We start from the raw sequence: 13,841 nt of genomic DNA, 5'->3' as shown, positions 1-13,841 counted from the left end.
ATGTTGCGACGCCAGGCCCTGAAACTCGGTAGCGTTCTGCTCAGCGCCCTGACCCTGGGCGGCTGGACCCTGCTGCGGCGAAAGGATCAGCCGCCCCTCCTGCTGTCGGCCCGTGATGACGGGGACGGCCAGCATTACGCGGTCGGCTATCGCCTGGACGGCACCCAGGTGTTCGCCACCCGGGTGGCCCAGCGTTGCCACGACATCATCAATCACCCCGAGTTGCCCATCGCCCTGTTCGTCGCCCGTCGCCCGGGCACCGAAAGCTACCTGGTCGACCTGCGCGACGGGCGCTTGCTGCAGACCATCGTGTCGCAACCCAATCGCCACTTCTATGGTCACGCCGTGATCCACAAGAGCGGGGAATGGCTGTACGCCACCGAGAACGACACCACCGACCCGGGACGTGGCGTGCTCGGCGTGTACCGCTTCGAAGGCGAGCGCCTGGTACACACGGGCGAAATCTCTACCCATGGCGTCGGCCCGCACCAGGTCAGCTGGCTGCCCGACGGGGAAACCCTGGTGGTGGCCAACGGCGGTATCCGTACCGAAGCGGAAAGCCGGGTGGAAATGAACCTGAACGCCATGGAGCCAAGCCTGGTGCTGATGCACCGCGACGGCAGCCTGATCAGCAAGGAAACCCTCGGTCAGCAGATGAACAGCGTGCGTCACCTGGCCATCGCCAGTGATGGCACCGTGGTCGCCTGCCAGCAGTTCATGGGCGATGCCCACGAAACCGCCGAGTTGCTGGCGATCAAGCGTCCAGGCCAGCCGTTCGAGGCCTTCCCGGTGCCGGAGCACCAGTTGCAATCCATGGCCCAGTACACCGCCAGCGTCGCCGTGCACAGCGAGCTGCGCCTGGTGGCGATGACCGCGCCGCGGGCCAACCGCCTGTTCATCTGGAACCTCGACGACGCCAGCATCCGCCTCGATGCGCCGATGCCGGATTGCGCCGGCGTGGGCGCCGTGGCCGATGGCTTTGTGGTCACCTCCGGGCAGGGCCGCTGCCGTCTGTACGACTGCCGTCAGGAGACGCTGGTCGGCCAGCCGCTGCAACTGCCGTCGGGACTGTGGGACAACCACCTGCACCTCATCTGAAGACTTGTCGCCGGGCGAAGGGCAACGGACTAGACTTCGCCAACATCTATCCAGGGAAATGGACCTATGCTGCGCCGTCGCATGCTGATCATGTTGGGCATCGTGCTGTTGATCGTGTTGATCCTGGGAGGCTACAAGGCCTTCTCGATCTACAAGCAGATCCAGATGTTCACCGCACCGAAACCCGCCCTCGCCGTGGCGGCCACCGAGGCGCGGGAACTCGCCTGGCAAAGCCGCCTGCCGGCGGTGGGCAGCCTCAAGGCGCTGCAAGGCGTCGACCTGAGCCTGGAAACCGATGGCACGGTGACCAAGCTGATGTTCGAATCGGGGCAGAAGGTCAAGCAGGGCCAGCCGTTGCTGGAACTGGACCAGAAAGCCGAGACCGCCCTGCTCGGCACCGCCCAGGCCGATCTCAAGCTGGCGGAAGTGGACTTCGGTCGTGGTAGCCAACTGGTCGGCAGCCAGGCCATCTCCAAGGGCGAATTCGATCGCCTCACCTCGCAGTTCCGCCGTAACAAGGCGGTGGTCGAGCAGCTCAAGGCCTCCCTCGACAAGAAGAGCATCGCCGCTCCGTTCAGCGGCACCATCGGCATCCGCCAGGTGGATGTCGGCGAGTACCTGCCCAGCGGCACGGTGATCGCCACCCTGCAGGATCTCAGCAGCCTGTATGTCGACTTCTCGATCCCGGAACAGAGCCTGCCCAAGGTCGGCATAGGCCAGGAAGCGCTGATCGACGTCGCCGCCTTCCCCGGCCAGACCTTCTCCGCCCGGGTCAGCGCGATCAACCCCAAGGTCGAGGACGCCACCCGCAACGTGCTGGTCCGCGCCACCCTGGCCAACCCCGACGGCAAGCTGCTGCCGGGGATGTTCGCCAACGTCCAGGTGCTGCTGCCCAACCCGCGCAACGAAGTGGTGGTGCCGCAGAGCGCGGTGACCTACACCCTCTACGGCAATTCGGTGTATGTCGCAGTGCCGAAAAAAGCCGAGAACGGCGAGGAGGAGAAAGACGCCCTGATGGCCGAACGCCGCTTCGTCACCACCGGCGAGCACCGTGACGGCCTGGTAGTGGTCAGCAAGGGGCTGAAGGCCGGCGAACAGGTGGTCACCGCCGGGCAGCTCAAGCTGACCCAGGGCGCGCACATCACCGTCAGCCCGGACAAGACCCTCAAGGATCAACCGAACAGCCAGCCTGGCGCCAACTGACAAGGAGGCACCATGGCATTTACCGATCCGTTCATCCGCCGTCCGGTGCTGGCCAGCGTGGTCAGCCTGCTGATCGTCCTGCTCGGCTTCCAGGCCTGGAGCAAGCTGCCGATCCGCCAGTACCCGCAGATGGAAAACGCCCTGATCACGGTGACCACCGCCTACCCCGGGGCGAACGCCGAAACCATCCAGGGCTACATCACCCAGCCGATGCAACAGAGCCTGGCCAGTGCCGAGGGCATCGACTACATGACCTCGGTGAGCCGGCAGAACTTCTCGGTGATCTCGATCTACGCACGTATCGGCGCGGACAGCGACCGGCTGTTCACCGAGTTGCTGGCCAAGGCCAACGAGGTCAAGAACAAACTGCCCCAGGATGCCGAAGACCCGGTGCTGAGCAAGGAGGCCGCCGACGCCTCGGCCCTGATGTACATCAGCTTCTACAGCAGCGAGCTGAGCAACCCGCAGATCACCGACTACCTGTCACGGGTCATCCAGCCGAAGCTGGCGACCCTGCCGGGCATGGCCGAGGCGGAAATCCTCGGCAACCAGCTGTTCGCCATGCGCCTGTGGCTCGACCCGGTGCGCCTGGCCGGCTACGGCCTCAGCGCCAGCGACGTAACCGATGCAGTGCGCCGCTACAACTTCCTCTCCGCCGCCGGCGAGGTGAAGGGCGAGTACGTGGTCACCAGCATCAACGCCAATACCGAACTGAAATCCGCCGAGGCCTTCGCCGCCATCCCGCTGAAGACCAGCGGCAACAGCCGGGTGCTGCTCGGCGACGTGGCGCGGGTCGAGATGGGCGCAGAGAACTACGACACGGTCAGCTCCTTCGATGGCACGCCCTCGGTGTATATCGGCATCAAGGCCACGCCCGGGGCCAACCCGCTGGATGTGATCAAGGAAGTACGCAAGCTGATGCCGGAGCTGGAGGCCCAGTTGCCGCCCAACCTCAAGGCGTCCATTGCCTATGACGCGACCCTGTTCATCCAGGCCTCCATCGACGAGGTAGTGAAGACCCTGGTCGAGGCGGTGTTGATCGTGATCGTCGTGGTGTTCCTGTTCCTCGGCGCGTTCCGCTCGGTGCTGATCCCGGTGATCACCATCCCGCTGTCGATGATCGGCGTGCTGTTCTTCATGCAGTTGATGGGCTATTCGCTGAACCTGCTGACCCTGCTGGCGATGGTTCTGGCCATCGGCCTGGTGGTGGACGACGCCATCGTCGTGGTGGAGAACATCCACCGGCATATCGAGGAGGGCAAGACGCCGCATGAGGCAGCGCTGGAAGGTGCGCGGGAAATCGCCATGCCGGTGGTCTCGATGACCATCACCCTGGCCGCGGTGTACGCCCCGATCGGCTTCCTCGAGGGGCTGACCGGGGCGCTGTTCAAGGAGTTCGCCCTGACCCTGGCCGGGGCGGTGATCATCTCCGGGATCGTCGCCCTGACCCTGTCGCCGATGATGTGCGCCAAGCTGCTGCGTCACGAGGAAAACCCCAGCGGCTTCGCCCACCGTCTCGACCAGCTCTTCGAACGGCTCAAGCTGCGCTACCAGAAGCTGCTGCACGCCACCCTCGATACCCGTCCGGTGGTGATCGTCTTCGGCCTGATCGTGCTGTGCCTGATTCCGCTGTTCGTCAAGTTCAGCACCTCGGAACTGGCGCCGAACGAGGACCAGGGCATCATCTTCATGATGGCCACCGCGCCGCAGCCGGCCAACCTCGATTACCTGAACGCCTACACCGACGAATTCACCGCGCTGTTCAAGGAGTTCCCGGAGTACTACTCGTCATTCCAGATCAACGGTTTCAACGGCGTGCAATCCGGGATCGGCGGCTTCCTGCTCAAGCCCTGGGGGGACCGCACGCGCACCCAGATGGAGCTGCTGCCGGAGGTGCAGCACAAGCTCGACGGCATCGCCGGCCTGCAGATCTTCGGCTTCAACCTACCGTCGCTGCCGGGCACCGGCGAAGGTCTGCCGTTCGCCTTCGTGATCAACACGCCGAACGACTACGAGTCGCTGCTGGACGTGGCCCAACGGGTCAAGGAACGCGCCGAGAAATCCGGCAAGTTCGCCTTCCTCGATATCGACCTGGCCTTCGACAAGCCGGAAGTGGTGGTGGACATCGACCGGGCCAAGGCGGCGCAGATGGGCGTGTCCATGGATGTGCTCGGCAGCACCCTGGCGACCTTGCTCGGTGAGGCGGAAATCAACCGCTTCACCATCGACGGGCGCAGCTACAAGGTGATCGCCCAGGTCGAGCGGGCTTACCGCGACAACCCCGACTGGCTGAACAACTACTACGTGAAGAACCAGGACGGGCAGATGCTGCCGCTGTCGACCCTGATCACCGTCAGCGACCGCGCCCGTCCACGCCAGCTCAACCAGTTCCAGCAGCTCAACTCGGCGATCATCTCGGGCGTTCCGCTGGTGAGCATGGGCGAAGCCTTGCAGGAAGTGCGCAGCATCGCCCAGGAGGAAGCACCGGCCGGCTTCGCCTTCGACTACGCCAGCGCGGCTAGGCAATACGTGCAGGAAGGCAGCGCACTGTGGGTCACTTTCGGCCTGGCCCTGGCGATCATCTTCCTGGTACTGGCGGCGCAGTTCGAGAGCTTCCGCGACCCGCTGGTGATCCTGGTGACGGTGCCGATGTCGATCTGCGGGGCATTGATCCCGCTGTTCCTCGGGCTGTCGAGCCTGAACATCTACACCCAGGTGGGGCTGGTGACGCTGATCGGGCTGATCAGCAAGCACGGGATCCTGATCGTCGAGTTCGCCAACCAGTTGCGCGAGCACAAGGGGCTGTCGGTACGGGAGGCGATCGAGGAAGCGGCGGCGATCCGCCTGCGGCCGGTGCTGATGACCACGGCAGCGATGGTGTTCGGCATGGTGCCGTTGATCATCGCGACGGGCGCCGGGGCGGTCAGCCGGTTCGATATCGGCACGGTGATTGCCACGGGGATGTCGGTGGGAACGCTGTTTACCCTGTTCGTGCTGCCATGCGTGTATACGTTGCTGGCGAAGAAGGATGAACCGCGTACGGTCGAGCAGACTGTGTAAACAATGAGGGCCTCATCGCCGGCAACGCCGGCGATGAGGCCCTGCTGGTTGAAGCAGCCCTTCAACCCTGGGCGCGAAGCCCCTGGCTCATACCAAACAGAAACAGCAGCAGATCATGGTCGGGCTGTACCTGGACCTGCGGTTTCGCCGTGCGCGGCAGCGGACAGTGCGTGGAGGCACTGATCACTCCGGGACGCGGCTGCTCCCAGGCGGCCACCGCTGCGGTTGCGGTGGCCAGGGCAGCCAGGAGAAACAAACTTCGTGCTATTTCTAGTTTCATCACTCTAAACCTTTGACTGCGCTGCCAAACGCCGTACGGTAAAAGTAGAGCAGCTTTTCCCAGTCAGCATCGCTGAACGACGAATGGCGGCGCAATTGGCGCAGGTCATTGGCAGCCGCCTTATGCTTGCTGATGCGCCGCCGGCATTTCTCCAGGTCGAGCAATGCAACCTCGGCACGGGCCGCGTCACCTTCGCCCACCACCTTGACGAAGACATGCTTGGCATACAGGCAGCCATGCTGCCAGTGCCCCAGGTGCATGCGCGCGAGGTTGCGCGCCAGGTCTTCAAGGATGCGATCATGCAGGGCTTCGCCGTGGCGCTCGCGGCCACCTGCGGCATACCAGTTGTCGATCTCCTCGAAACCGTCCAGTGCCTCGCTGACCAGCAGCGCCCGCCACTGACGATCGGCATCACGCTCGACCCCGCAGTACACGATATGCGGGACCCGCACCCCCAGTTGTTCGAAACTGTGCAGTGCCTCGTACTCGCGCAACACCGTAGGGCGACCGAAAGGATGCAACAGGCTGCGATAGATATGCCCGACCTGGCGCTTGGCATAGAGCATGTGGCCCCGCTCGTCGCGCAGGCGCTGCACACCGCTCTCGCCCCCACGGCGCTGGTTGGGCGCTTCCACCCATTCACCCTGCTGCTGCCAGAAGTGCTTGAATTGGTCAGTACCGGAGGCCCGGCCCGCGTCTGTCACATCCATAGTCTTCAACCCTTTCGCAATACATAAACTCGCCACATGGCGTAGAACGGCAGAAAGTCCATTCGTTCCTGGATGCGGAAACCTGCCGCCTTGAATTCTGCTTCGACCGTAGCCGCTGGTAACACGAAGCGGTTCTGGTAACCCCCGGTTTCGCCCCGGGCAATCCGCTGCGCTTCGAGCTTTTTCCGGCGCCAGGCCTTGAGATTGCCATCGACCCACAACGACAGAATCACGCTATCACGCGTAACCCTTTGAAATTCTTTTAGAATTTGCATCCTGTGAGGCGCTTCACCGATATGGTGGAACAGGCGCATGCAGAAAATGCTGTCGACGGCGTTATCAGGCAAGTCGATGTCGAACGCAGAAGTCTGCAAGGGGCGTACCCGTTTCACGATATCCGCCGGCTGCGAGCGACAGGCTGTCTCCAGCATGGCGGCTGAGTTGTCGGCGCCGATGATCACGCGGTTGTGCTTTTCCGCCAACATCGGCCAGAAGCGGCCCGCGCCACACGGCAGATCGAGGACCAGGCCGGGGTCGCCTGCCAGGGTCAGTGCACGCCGGGCCAGTTGCTCGTCGCGCTGGTGGGACAGGCGCCGGGCCAGGCTGGCCTGGTGCTTCTCGAAGTACTCCTGGGCGTGCTGGCGGTCGTACTTGTCGGAAAACTCGAGTTTGGTCTGAGTGGACATGGAACATCTCCTGACTTCAATGAGCGCCACGTTACGGGTGGCGACGTTGCCGTCAGGTCATGTCGTTGTGAAAAAAACGTCAGATAAAACCATAGGTTTTACAAAGTATTACACCGGGCGCCGTCAGCCTTAGGCGTCCGGCGCCATCCCCTTGTCGCCCAGGCTGACGTGGAAACGGCAGCCATGGGGTTGGGTTTCGCTGAGCGTGACCACCCAGCCCTGGTCGTCACAGATGCGCTGCACCAGCGACAGGCCAAGCCCCAGCCCCTCCCCGCGCTTCTCGCCACCGCGCACGAACGGCTGGAACATCGCCTCGCGCTGCTCAACGGGAATGCCCACGCCGCTGTCCTCGACGGTAAAGCTGTCGGCCTCGAGGGTCAGGCGGATAAAGCCTTCATCGGTATAGTGGGCAGCATTGCGCAGCAGATTGCCCATCACCGAATGCAGGAAGGTCGCGTTGTACAGGGTCGGTGACTGCTCGTTGACCACCAGGGTCAGCTTCAGGCCCTTCTGCTCGATGGTGTCGCGCCAAACACCCAGCAGTTCGTCACTCACCTCCTTGAGGGTGGTGCGTGACGCCACGGCGCCTTCATCGCGCTGGGCCCGGGCCAGCATCAGGAAGGTCTTGACCAGTTCCTGCATCTCTTCGGTAGCACGGGCAATGCGCTCCACCTGGGCACGGGCGCGGCCTTCGATACCTGGGTATTCCATCAGCAACTCGCAGGAACTGGCGAGCACCATCAAGGGCGTGCGCAACTCATGACTGACGTCGCTGGTGAACAGACGTTCGCGAGTCAGCGCGTCGCGCAGGCGGCCCAGGGTGGCATCGAAGGCCACCGCCAACTGGCCCACCTCGTCCGCGGCGTAATCCGGCGCCAGCGGCGGGGCCAGGCCGAGCAACTGGTCGCGATGACGAACCTGCCGGGCCAGGCGGATGACCGGTGCCATCACCCGCCGCGCCAGGATCCAGCCGAGGAACACCGCCAGCGCCAGGCTGAGCACGAAGCCCACCACCACCACAGCGAACAGCACCCGCTCGCGTTCTTCGAAATCGCTCTGGTCCTGCAACAGCACATAGCGCCGGCCATCCACCACTTCGACCATGGCGTGGTACGACAGATGCTCGCGGAATACCTCGTGGAAGCCGGGGTTGAGGTGACGCAGATCCGACGGCAAGGCAAAGTCATCGCGCCCGCCGCTGTAGTAGAACAACTGGTCCGGCCGTGGCCGGTGGCTCCACTCGCTGACACTGTCCATCAGCAGCAGGCGTTGCAGATCGCCACCGAGCACCGAGGAAATCAGGCGTTCTTCCACCAGATGCACGGTGGCGACGATCCCGAAGGCGAACGCTCCCGCCACCAGCGCGCTCATCAGGGCAAAGGCGATGATGATCCGCTGGGCGAGGCTCTGCTTAAACTCCATCGCGGCCCTCGGCCAGGCGATAACCGACGCCATGCACGGTGTGCAGCAGCGGTTTGTCGAAGGGCTTGTCGATCACCTGGCGCAACTGGTGAACGTGGCTGCGCAGGCTATCGCTGTCCGGGCAGTCGTCGCCCCACAAGGCGTCTTCCAGCACCTCGCGACGCAGGACATGCGGGCTTTTCTGCATCAGCACGGCGAGCAGCTTGAGGCCGACCGGGTTGAGCTTGAGGTGACGGCCCTGGCGGGTGACTTCGAGGGTATCGAGGTCGTAGCTCAAGTCGCCGACCTGCAGGCTGCGGCGTCCGCCGCCCTGGGCCCGGCGCAGCACCGCTTCGATGCGGGCGGCCAGTTCGGACAAGGCGAACGGCTTGAGCAGGTAATCGTCGGCCCCTGAACGGAAACCCTGGAGACGGTCGTCAAGCTGGTCGCGGGCGGTCAGCATGATCACCGGGGTATCGCGGCGGGCGTCCTCGCGCAGGCGCTTGCACAGGGTATAGCCGTCGATCCCGGGCAGCATGATGTCGAGGACGATCAGATCGTAGTGTTCGGTGGCGGCCAGGTGCAGGCCGGACAGGCCATCCTGGGCACAATCCACGGTATAGCCCTTGAGCCCCAGGTAATCGGCCAGGTTGGCCAGGATATCGCGGTTGTCTTCAACCAGTAGAATGCGCATGGCGTCCCTCTTGATGTTCGGCTGATGGCCTTCAGGTGGCGCAGCTTACGGTCATAGTAGACAAGCTGCTAGGGCATTCGAACGATATTGTCACCTGACGATTTTTTCACGACGGATTCACGAACGGCCCATGTGTCGAGGCGGAGAATCGCCGGTCGACTCCATCCCGTCAGGATCGCCCATGCCCGCCATCAACGACTTCCGTCCGTCGCGCCCGCTCAATCCCTGGATTGTACTGGGCATTCCCCTGTTAACCGCTGTGATCCTGATCCTTCTGGAAATGACCGACCTGGACATGATCCTGGCCAACCAGTTCTTCGACCACAGCGCCGGCCAGTTCATCGGTCGGCACAGCTATTTCCTGGAAAACATCCTGCATGACCGGGCCAAGCAGGTGGTGATCGGCTTCAGTGTGCTGGCAATCATCGGCTTTGTAGCCAGCTTTACCCTGCAACGCCTGAAACCGATCCGCCGGGAGCTGGGTTGCCTGGTGCTGAGCCTGGGCCTGGCCACTGCATTCGTTACTCCACTCAAGGCGGTCACCGCAGTCCAGTGTCCGTGGAGCTTGAGCGAGTTCGGTGGCAAGGAAACCTACAGCAAGCTGCTGGAAGCCCGGCCGCAGACCGACAAGCCCGGACGCTGCTGGCCCGGTGGGCACGCGGCTACCGGCTTTACCCTGTTTGCGCTGTTCTTCGTGCTGCGGGATCGGCGTCCGCGCATGGCCAGGGCCGCGCTGGTGTTCGCCTTCGCGCTGGGCACGGTGTTCTCGGTCGGGCGCATGTTGCAAGGGGCGCACTTCTTCTCGCACAACGTGTGGACGGCGGTGTTCTGCTGGCTGATCGGGCTGGGGTGCTATTACCTGGTGCTGTATCGCCGGAAGGCGCCGGTGGTGAGTGCCGAAGCCGGTAAAGTAGCCCAGGCTGGATAAGCAACGCGGACCCTGTGGGAGCTGGCTTGCCAGCGATGAGGCCGGCAAGCACAAAAGGGTTGTCAGATCCGGCCAGATCGCTGGCAAGCCAGCTCCCACAGGGTATTGAGCCAGCCCATGACACCTGGGCTTGTCCCCAACAGAACCTCAGCCTGCCACTGAAGCCAAGCCCCACAGGGGACCACTTTGCTTTCCGACAGGCATAAAAAAAGCCCCGCATCTAGCGGGGCTCTTTTATGCAGCAGGGTAAGGCTGGATTACATCATGCCGCCCATGCCACCCATGCCGCCCATGTCTGGCATGCCGCCGCCAGCTGGCTTGTCTTCCGGCAGGTCGGCAACCATGGCTTCGGTAGTGATCATCAGACCACCGATCGAAGCAGCAGCTTGCAGAGCCGAACGAGTAACCTTGGCAGGGTCCAGGATGCCCATTTCGATCATGTCGCCGTACTCGCCGGTAGCAGCGTTGTAACCGTAGTTGCCGGAACCGTTCTTGACCTTGTCGACCACTACGCTTGGCTCGTCGCCGGCGTTGGCAACGATCTGGCGCAGTGGCGCTTCGACAGCGCGACGCAGCAGGGCAATACCGACGTTCTGGTCTTCGTTGTCGCCTTTCAGGTCGGCGATCGCTTGCAGCGAACGAACCAGGGCAACACCACCGCCAGGCACCACGCCTTCTTCGACGGCTGCACGGGTAGCGTGCAGGGCGTCTTCAACGCGGGCTTTCTTCTCTTTCATTTCAACTTCGGTGCCGGCACCGACCTTGATCACGGCAACACCGCCAGCCAGCTTGGCCAGACGCTCTTGCAGTTTTTCACGGTCGTAGTCGGAGGAAGTTTCTTCGATCTGGGCACGGATCTGCTTGACGCGTGCTTCGATGTCGGACTCGGCGCCAGCACCGTCGATGATGGTGGTGTTTTCCTTGGACAGGGTCACGCGCTTGGCGTTGCCCAGGTGCTCCAGGGTAGCGGCTTCCAGGCTCAGGCCGATTTCTTCGGAGATCACGGTACCGCCGGTCAGGACGGCGATGTCCTGCAGCATGGCCTTGCGGCGGTCGCCGAAGCCAGGTGCCTTGACCGCAGCAACCTTGACGATGCCGCGCATGTTGTTGACGACCAGGGTCGCCAGCGCTTCGCCTTCGACGTCTTCAGCCACGATCAGCAGCGGACGGCCGGACTTGGCAACGGCTTCCAGGACTGGCAGCAGTTCGCGGATGTTGGAGATCTTCTTGTCGACCAGCAGCAGCAGCGGGCCTTCCAGCTCGGCAACCATGGTGTCCGGCTTGTTGACGAAGTAAGGGGACAGGTAGCCGCGGTCGAACTGCATGCCTTCTACGACGGACAGTTCGTTTTCCAGGCCCGAGCCTTCTTCGACGGTGATCACGCCTTCTTTACCGACTTTTTCCATGGCTTCGGCAATGATGTCGCCGATGGAGTTGTCGGAGTTGGCGGAGATGGTGCCGACCTGAGCGATGGCCTTGGAGTCGGCGCATGGCTTGGACAGGGCTTTCAGTTCCTTGACGATGGCGATGGTCGCCTTGTCGATGCCGCGCTTCAGGTCCATCGGGTTCATGCCGGCGGCAACCGATTTCAGACCTTCGCTGACGATGGCCTGGGCCAGGACGGTAGCGGTGGTGGTGCCGTCACCGGCTTCGTCGTTGGCCTTGGAGGCAACGTCTTTCAGCAGCTGGGCGCCCATGTTCTCGAAGGCGTCTTTGAGCTCGATCTCTTTGGCGACGGAAACGCCGTCCTTGGTGATGGTCGGAGCGCCGAAGCTCTTGGCCAGGACCACGTTGCGGCCTTTCGGGCCCAGGGTCGCTTTGACCGCGTCAGCCAGTACGTTGACACCAACGAGCATTTTCTTGCGGGCGGAATCGCCGAATTTTACGTCTTTAGCAGCCATGATCGTTTAATCCTTGAATACTTTGGAGTAACGGGAAACCAGCGGAATCAAGCTTCGACAACGGCGAGGATTTCGTTCTCGCTCATTACCAGCAGGTCTTCGCCGTCAACTTTCACAGTGTTGCTGCCCGAGTAAGGGCCGAAAACCACTTTGTCACCCACTTTCACGGCCAGCGCACGCACTTCACCGTTGTCCAGGATGCGACCGGTGCCAACGGCGACGACTTCGCCACGGTTTGGCTTTTCAGCAGCCGAGCCTGGCAGAACGATACCGCCAGCGGTTTTCGATTCTTCTTCGCTGCGGCGGATAACGACGCGGTCATGCAGAGGACGAAGCTTCATTGTCGATCTCTCCTGATTGTGGTTTTCATCGGCCGGTTTCGTTACCGGCGGGTGGATGCTTCCGGCGTTGCCGGTCGTGGCTCGCCAGGCGGGCCACATCTGTTCATGTCTGGTGCGGATGCCCAGAAACCTTGCGGTGACCCATACATAGGGGCGGCCAAGGGGATTACAAGGCTCGCAAATGAATTTTTTTGCAATGAAAGGGCTGGAATGAAAAACGGCCCTCGCAAGGGCCGTTTTTCAGGAGCGGATCCGGATCAGGAATCGCGGTGCTCGTACTCACCTTCGATCACATTCGGCTGCCGGGGGTTGCGGCCCTGCGCACCGGGCTGGCCCGGCTGGCTGTTCATGTACTCATCGGCAAACGCCCGCTGGCGCATGGCCTGGGCCTCGGCGCGCTCGCGCAGCTTGCGCCCGAGCAGGCGACGGACGAACGGCAGCAGCAGGAGCAGGCCGAACACATCGCTGATAAAGCCCGGGATCAGCAGCAGGCCGCCACCCAGCGCCAGCATCAGGCCGTGGAACATGTCCTCGGCGGGCATTTCGCCGCGCTGCAGGCTGTCACGGGTACGCAGCGCCGTGGCCAGACCGGCGACCCGCACCACCAGGATACCCAGGGCGGAGCCGGCGAAGATCAGCAGCAGCGCCGGGAAGAAGCCGATGGAGCTGCTCACCTTGAAAAAGACGTACAGCTCCAGGATCGGGAAAGCGAGAAACAACAGTAGAAAAGCACGCATCGAGGTTTCCTCAGCGGAAGACATCTTCCAATAGACCCCAAATGGTAACTTTAGCTCGTAATTTCAAGCCTCAGCTGTTTGCACCTGTGGCCATTTATCAGCGCGGGCCAGCAAAACCAAGGCTTCACGCACTTGTGTCGGCGTGTTGCAAAGCTCCGGAAACGCCAGCCAATACAGTGCCTGACCGATGCGCAGGTGCATGCCTTCGCTGTCGATCCCGGCCAGTTGCGCTGGTACCGCGTCAGGCAAACCGCTGAGTGCGACGTAGTGGGCGATGGCATTGGCGTGGTCGCTGTTCATGTGTTCGACCATGCTCAGCTCGGCCTTGCCGGCGAACGGATTGGCCAGGGTCAGCTGATCGATCCAGTGGATGGCGCCGAAACCGCCAATGTAGCGGTGGCGCACCGGCTCCAGGACCCAGAAGTCGAAATCGTGGGCGCTGTGGTAATTGCGCGATTCAGGGAAGTAGCGGTAGTAGCGCTCGGCAGCGGCCTCGATGGCCTCGGCCTGCTCCAGCTTGCGCGCTTCGGCCAGCACGGTCAGGCGACCGACCGCCTGGACATCCTCGGCACCACGCTCACCTACCAGCAGCGAACACTTCGGGTCCTTCTGCAGGTTGTGGGTGTGCTGGGCGATGCGGCTGATCAGGATCAGCGGGTTGCCATCAGCGTCCAGGCAGTACGGCACCACGGAGCCGAACGGGAAGCCGGGCATGGATTTGGAATGGGTCGAGAGCACCCCGCGGTACTCTTTCAACAGCAATTCTCGGGCGGGCCTGGCTACGTTGGCACTCACGTCTGCA

General features: G+C 62.9%; 13 protein-coding genes. 4 read left to right on the top strand and 9 right to left on the bottom strand.

Translation table 11 applies throughout. The annotated features are described in order from the left end of the window. The 3 genes from PSEMO_RS29975 to PSEMO_RS29965 all read left to right on the top strand — a co-directional run bounded on the left by PSEMO_RS29975 (nt 1) and on the right by PSEMO_RS29965 (nt 5,361). Nucleotides 1-1,098 (top strand): DUF1513 domain-containing protein, encoded by a 1,098-nt coding sequence (locus PSEMO_RS29975; RefSeq protein WP_075806477.1) that lies wholly within the window; start codon nt 1-3, stop codon nt 1,096-1,098. Between the two features lie 66 nt (nt 1,099-1,164). Beyond that, nucleotides 1,165-2,301 (top strand): efflux RND transporter periplasmic adaptor subunit, encoded by a 1,137-nt coding sequence (locus PSEMO_RS29970; protein WP_075806476.1) that lies wholly within the window; start codon nt 1,165-1,167, stop codon nt 2,299-2,301. Between the two features lie 12 nt (nt 2,302-2,313). Then, on the top strand, nt 2,314-5,361 hold the full coding sequence (locus tag PSEMO_RS29965) for a multidrug efflux RND transporter permease subunit (protein ID WP_075806475.1): 3,048 nt from the start codon (nt 2,314-2,316) through the stop codon (nt 5,359-5,361). A 61-nt stretch (nt 5,362-5,422) separates the two neighbouring features. On the opposite strand, the gene PSEMO_RS29960 is transcribed toward PSEMO_RS29965, so the two are convergent. From PSEMO_RS29960 to colR, 5 genes are all read right to left on the bottom strand, one after another. Continuing rightward, nucleotides 5,423-5,641, bottom strand: a complete 219-nt coding sequence (locus PSEMO_RS29960) for a hypothetical protein (protein WP_075806474.1) — start codon at nt 5,639-5,641, stop codon at nt 5,423-5,425. Beyond that, nucleotides 5,641-6,351 carry a lipopolysaccharide kinase InaA family protein gene (locus tag PSEMO_RS29955; protein ID WP_075806473.1) on the bottom strand — a complete coding sequence of 237 codons (711 nt, stop codon included), beginning with the start codon at nt 6,349-6,351 and terminating at the stop codon, nt 5,641-5,643. The genes PSEMO_RS29960 and PSEMO_RS29955 overlap by 1 nt, the downstream gene beginning before the upstream one ends. A gap of 5 nt (nt 6,352-6,356) precedes the next feature. Then, nucleotides 6,357-7,037 (bottom strand): class I SAM-dependent methyltransferase, encoded by a 681-nt coding sequence (locus PSEMO_RS29950; RefSeq protein WP_075806472.1) that lies wholly within the window; start codon nt 7,035-7,037, stop codon nt 6,357-6,359. A gap of 129 nt (nt 7,038-7,166) precedes the next feature. Beyond that, on the bottom strand, nt 7,167-8,459 hold the full coding sequence (locus PSEMO_RS29945; protein ID WP_075806471.1) for a sensor histidine kinase: 1,293 nt from the start codon (nt 8,457-8,459) through the stop codon (nt 7,167-7,169). Next, nucleotides 8,449-9,132, bottom strand: a complete 684-nt coding sequence (colR, locus tag PSEMO_RS29940; RefSeq protein ID WP_075806470.1) for a two-component system response regulator ColR — start codon at nt 9,130-9,132, stop codon at nt 8,449-8,451. The genes PSEMO_RS29945 and colR overlap by 11 nt, the downstream gene beginning before the upstream one ends. A gap of 181 nt (nt 9,133-9,313) precedes the next feature. Here colR and PSEMO_RS29935 point away from each other — a divergent pair, with 181 nt between their 5' ends. After that, nucleotides 9,314-10,060 (top strand): phosphatase PAP2 family protein, encoded by a 747-nt coding sequence (locus PSEMO_RS29935; protein ID WP_075806469.1) that lies wholly within the window; start codon nt 9,314-9,316, stop codon nt 10,058-10,060. Between the two features lie 257 nt (nt 10,061-10,317). Here PSEMO_RS29935 and groL read toward each other — a convergent pair whose 3' ends face one another. The 4 genes from groL to PSEMO_RS29915 form a co-directional block, all read right to left on the bottom strand. Further along, nucleotides 10,318-11,961, bottom strand: coding sequence for a chaperonin GroEL (gene groL / locus PSEMO_RS29930; RefSeq protein ID WP_075806468.1), 1,644 nt, complete (start codon nt 11,959-11,961; stop codon nt 10,318-10,320). Nucleotides 11,962-12,008: 47 nt separating this feature from the next. After that, entirely contained in the window at nt 12,009-12,302 is a 294-nt protein-coding gene (locus PSEMO_RS29925) for a co-chaperone GroES (protein WP_075806467.1), read from the bottom strand. 257 nt (nt 12,303-12,559) lie between these two features. After that, nucleotides 12,560-13,039 carry an FxsA family protein gene (locus PSEMO_RS29920; RefSeq protein WP_075806466.1) on the bottom strand — a complete coding sequence of 160 codons (480 nt, stop codon included), beginning with the start codon at nt 13,037-13,039 and terminating at the stop codon, nt 12,560-12,562. Nucleotides 13,040-13,102: 63 nt separating this feature from the next. Continuing rightward, on the bottom strand, nt 13,103-13,834 hold the full coding sequence (locus PSEMO_RS29915; protein WP_075806465.1) for a HugZ family pyridoxamine 5'-phosphate oxidase: 732 nt from the start codon (nt 13,832-13,834) through the stop codon (nt 13,103-13,105). Nucleotides 13,835-13,841: the final 7 nt, after the last annotated feature.

Origin of the sequence: Pseudomonas putida, assembly GCF_001941965.1 — a bacterium.
Classification (GTDB): domain Bacteria; phylum Pseudomonadota; class Gammaproteobacteria; order Pseudomonadales; family Pseudomonadaceae; genus Aquipseudomonas; species Aquipseudomonas putida_L.
This window is presented reverse-complemented; position numbering and strand designations above follow the sequence as displayed.

Excerpts from the sequence above, each read along its gene's own strand:
- PSEMO_RS29975 (WP_075806477.1), top strand. The coding sequence starts at position 1 with ATGTTGCGACGCCAGGCCCTGAAACTCGGTAGCGTTCTGCTCAGCGCC.
- PSEMO_RS29970 (WP_075806476.1), top strand. The coding sequence starts at position 1,165 with ATGCTGCGCCGTCGCATGCTGATCATGTTGGGCATCGTGCTGTTGATC.
- PSEMO_RS29965 (WP_075806475.1), top strand. The coding sequence starts at position 2,314 with ATGGCATTTACCGATCCGTTCATCCGCCGTCCGGTGCTGGCCAGCGTG.
- PSEMO_RS29960 (WP_075806474.1), bottom strand. The coding sequence starts at position 5,641 with ATGAAACTAGAAATAGCACGAAGTTTGTTTCTCCTGGCTGCCCTGGCC.
- PSEMO_RS29955 (WP_075806473.1), bottom strand. The coding sequence starts at position 6,351 with ATGGATGTGACAGACGCGGGCCGGGCCTCCGGTACTGACCAATTCAAG.
- PSEMO_RS29950 (WP_075806472.1), bottom strand. The coding sequence starts at position 7,037 with ATGTCCACTCAGACCAAACTCGAGTTTTCCGACAAGTACGACCGCCAG.
- PSEMO_RS29945 (WP_075806471.1), bottom strand. The coding sequence starts at position 8,459 with ATGGAGTTTAAGCAGAGCCTCGCCCAGCGGATCATCATCGCCTTTGCC.
- colR (WP_075806470.1), bottom strand. The coding sequence starts at position 9,132 with ATGCGCATTCTACTGGTTGAAGACAACCGCGATATCCTGGCCAACCTG.
- PSEMO_RS29935 (WP_075806469.1), top strand. The coding sequence starts at position 9,314 with ATGCCCGCCATCAACGACTTCCGTCCGTCGCGCCCGCTCAATCCCTGG.
- groL (WP_075806468.1), bottom strand. The coding sequence starts at position 11,961 with ATGGCTGCTAAAGACGTAAAATTCGGCGATTCCGCCCGCAAGAAAATG.
- PSEMO_RS29925 (WP_075806467.1), bottom strand. The coding sequence starts at position 12,302 with ATGAAGCTTCGTCCTCTGCATGACCGCGTCGTTATCCGCCGCAGCGAA.
- PSEMO_RS29920 (WP_075806466.1), bottom strand. The coding sequence starts at position 13,039 with ATGCGTGCTTTTCTACTGTTGTTTCTCGCTTTCCCGATCCTGGAGCTG.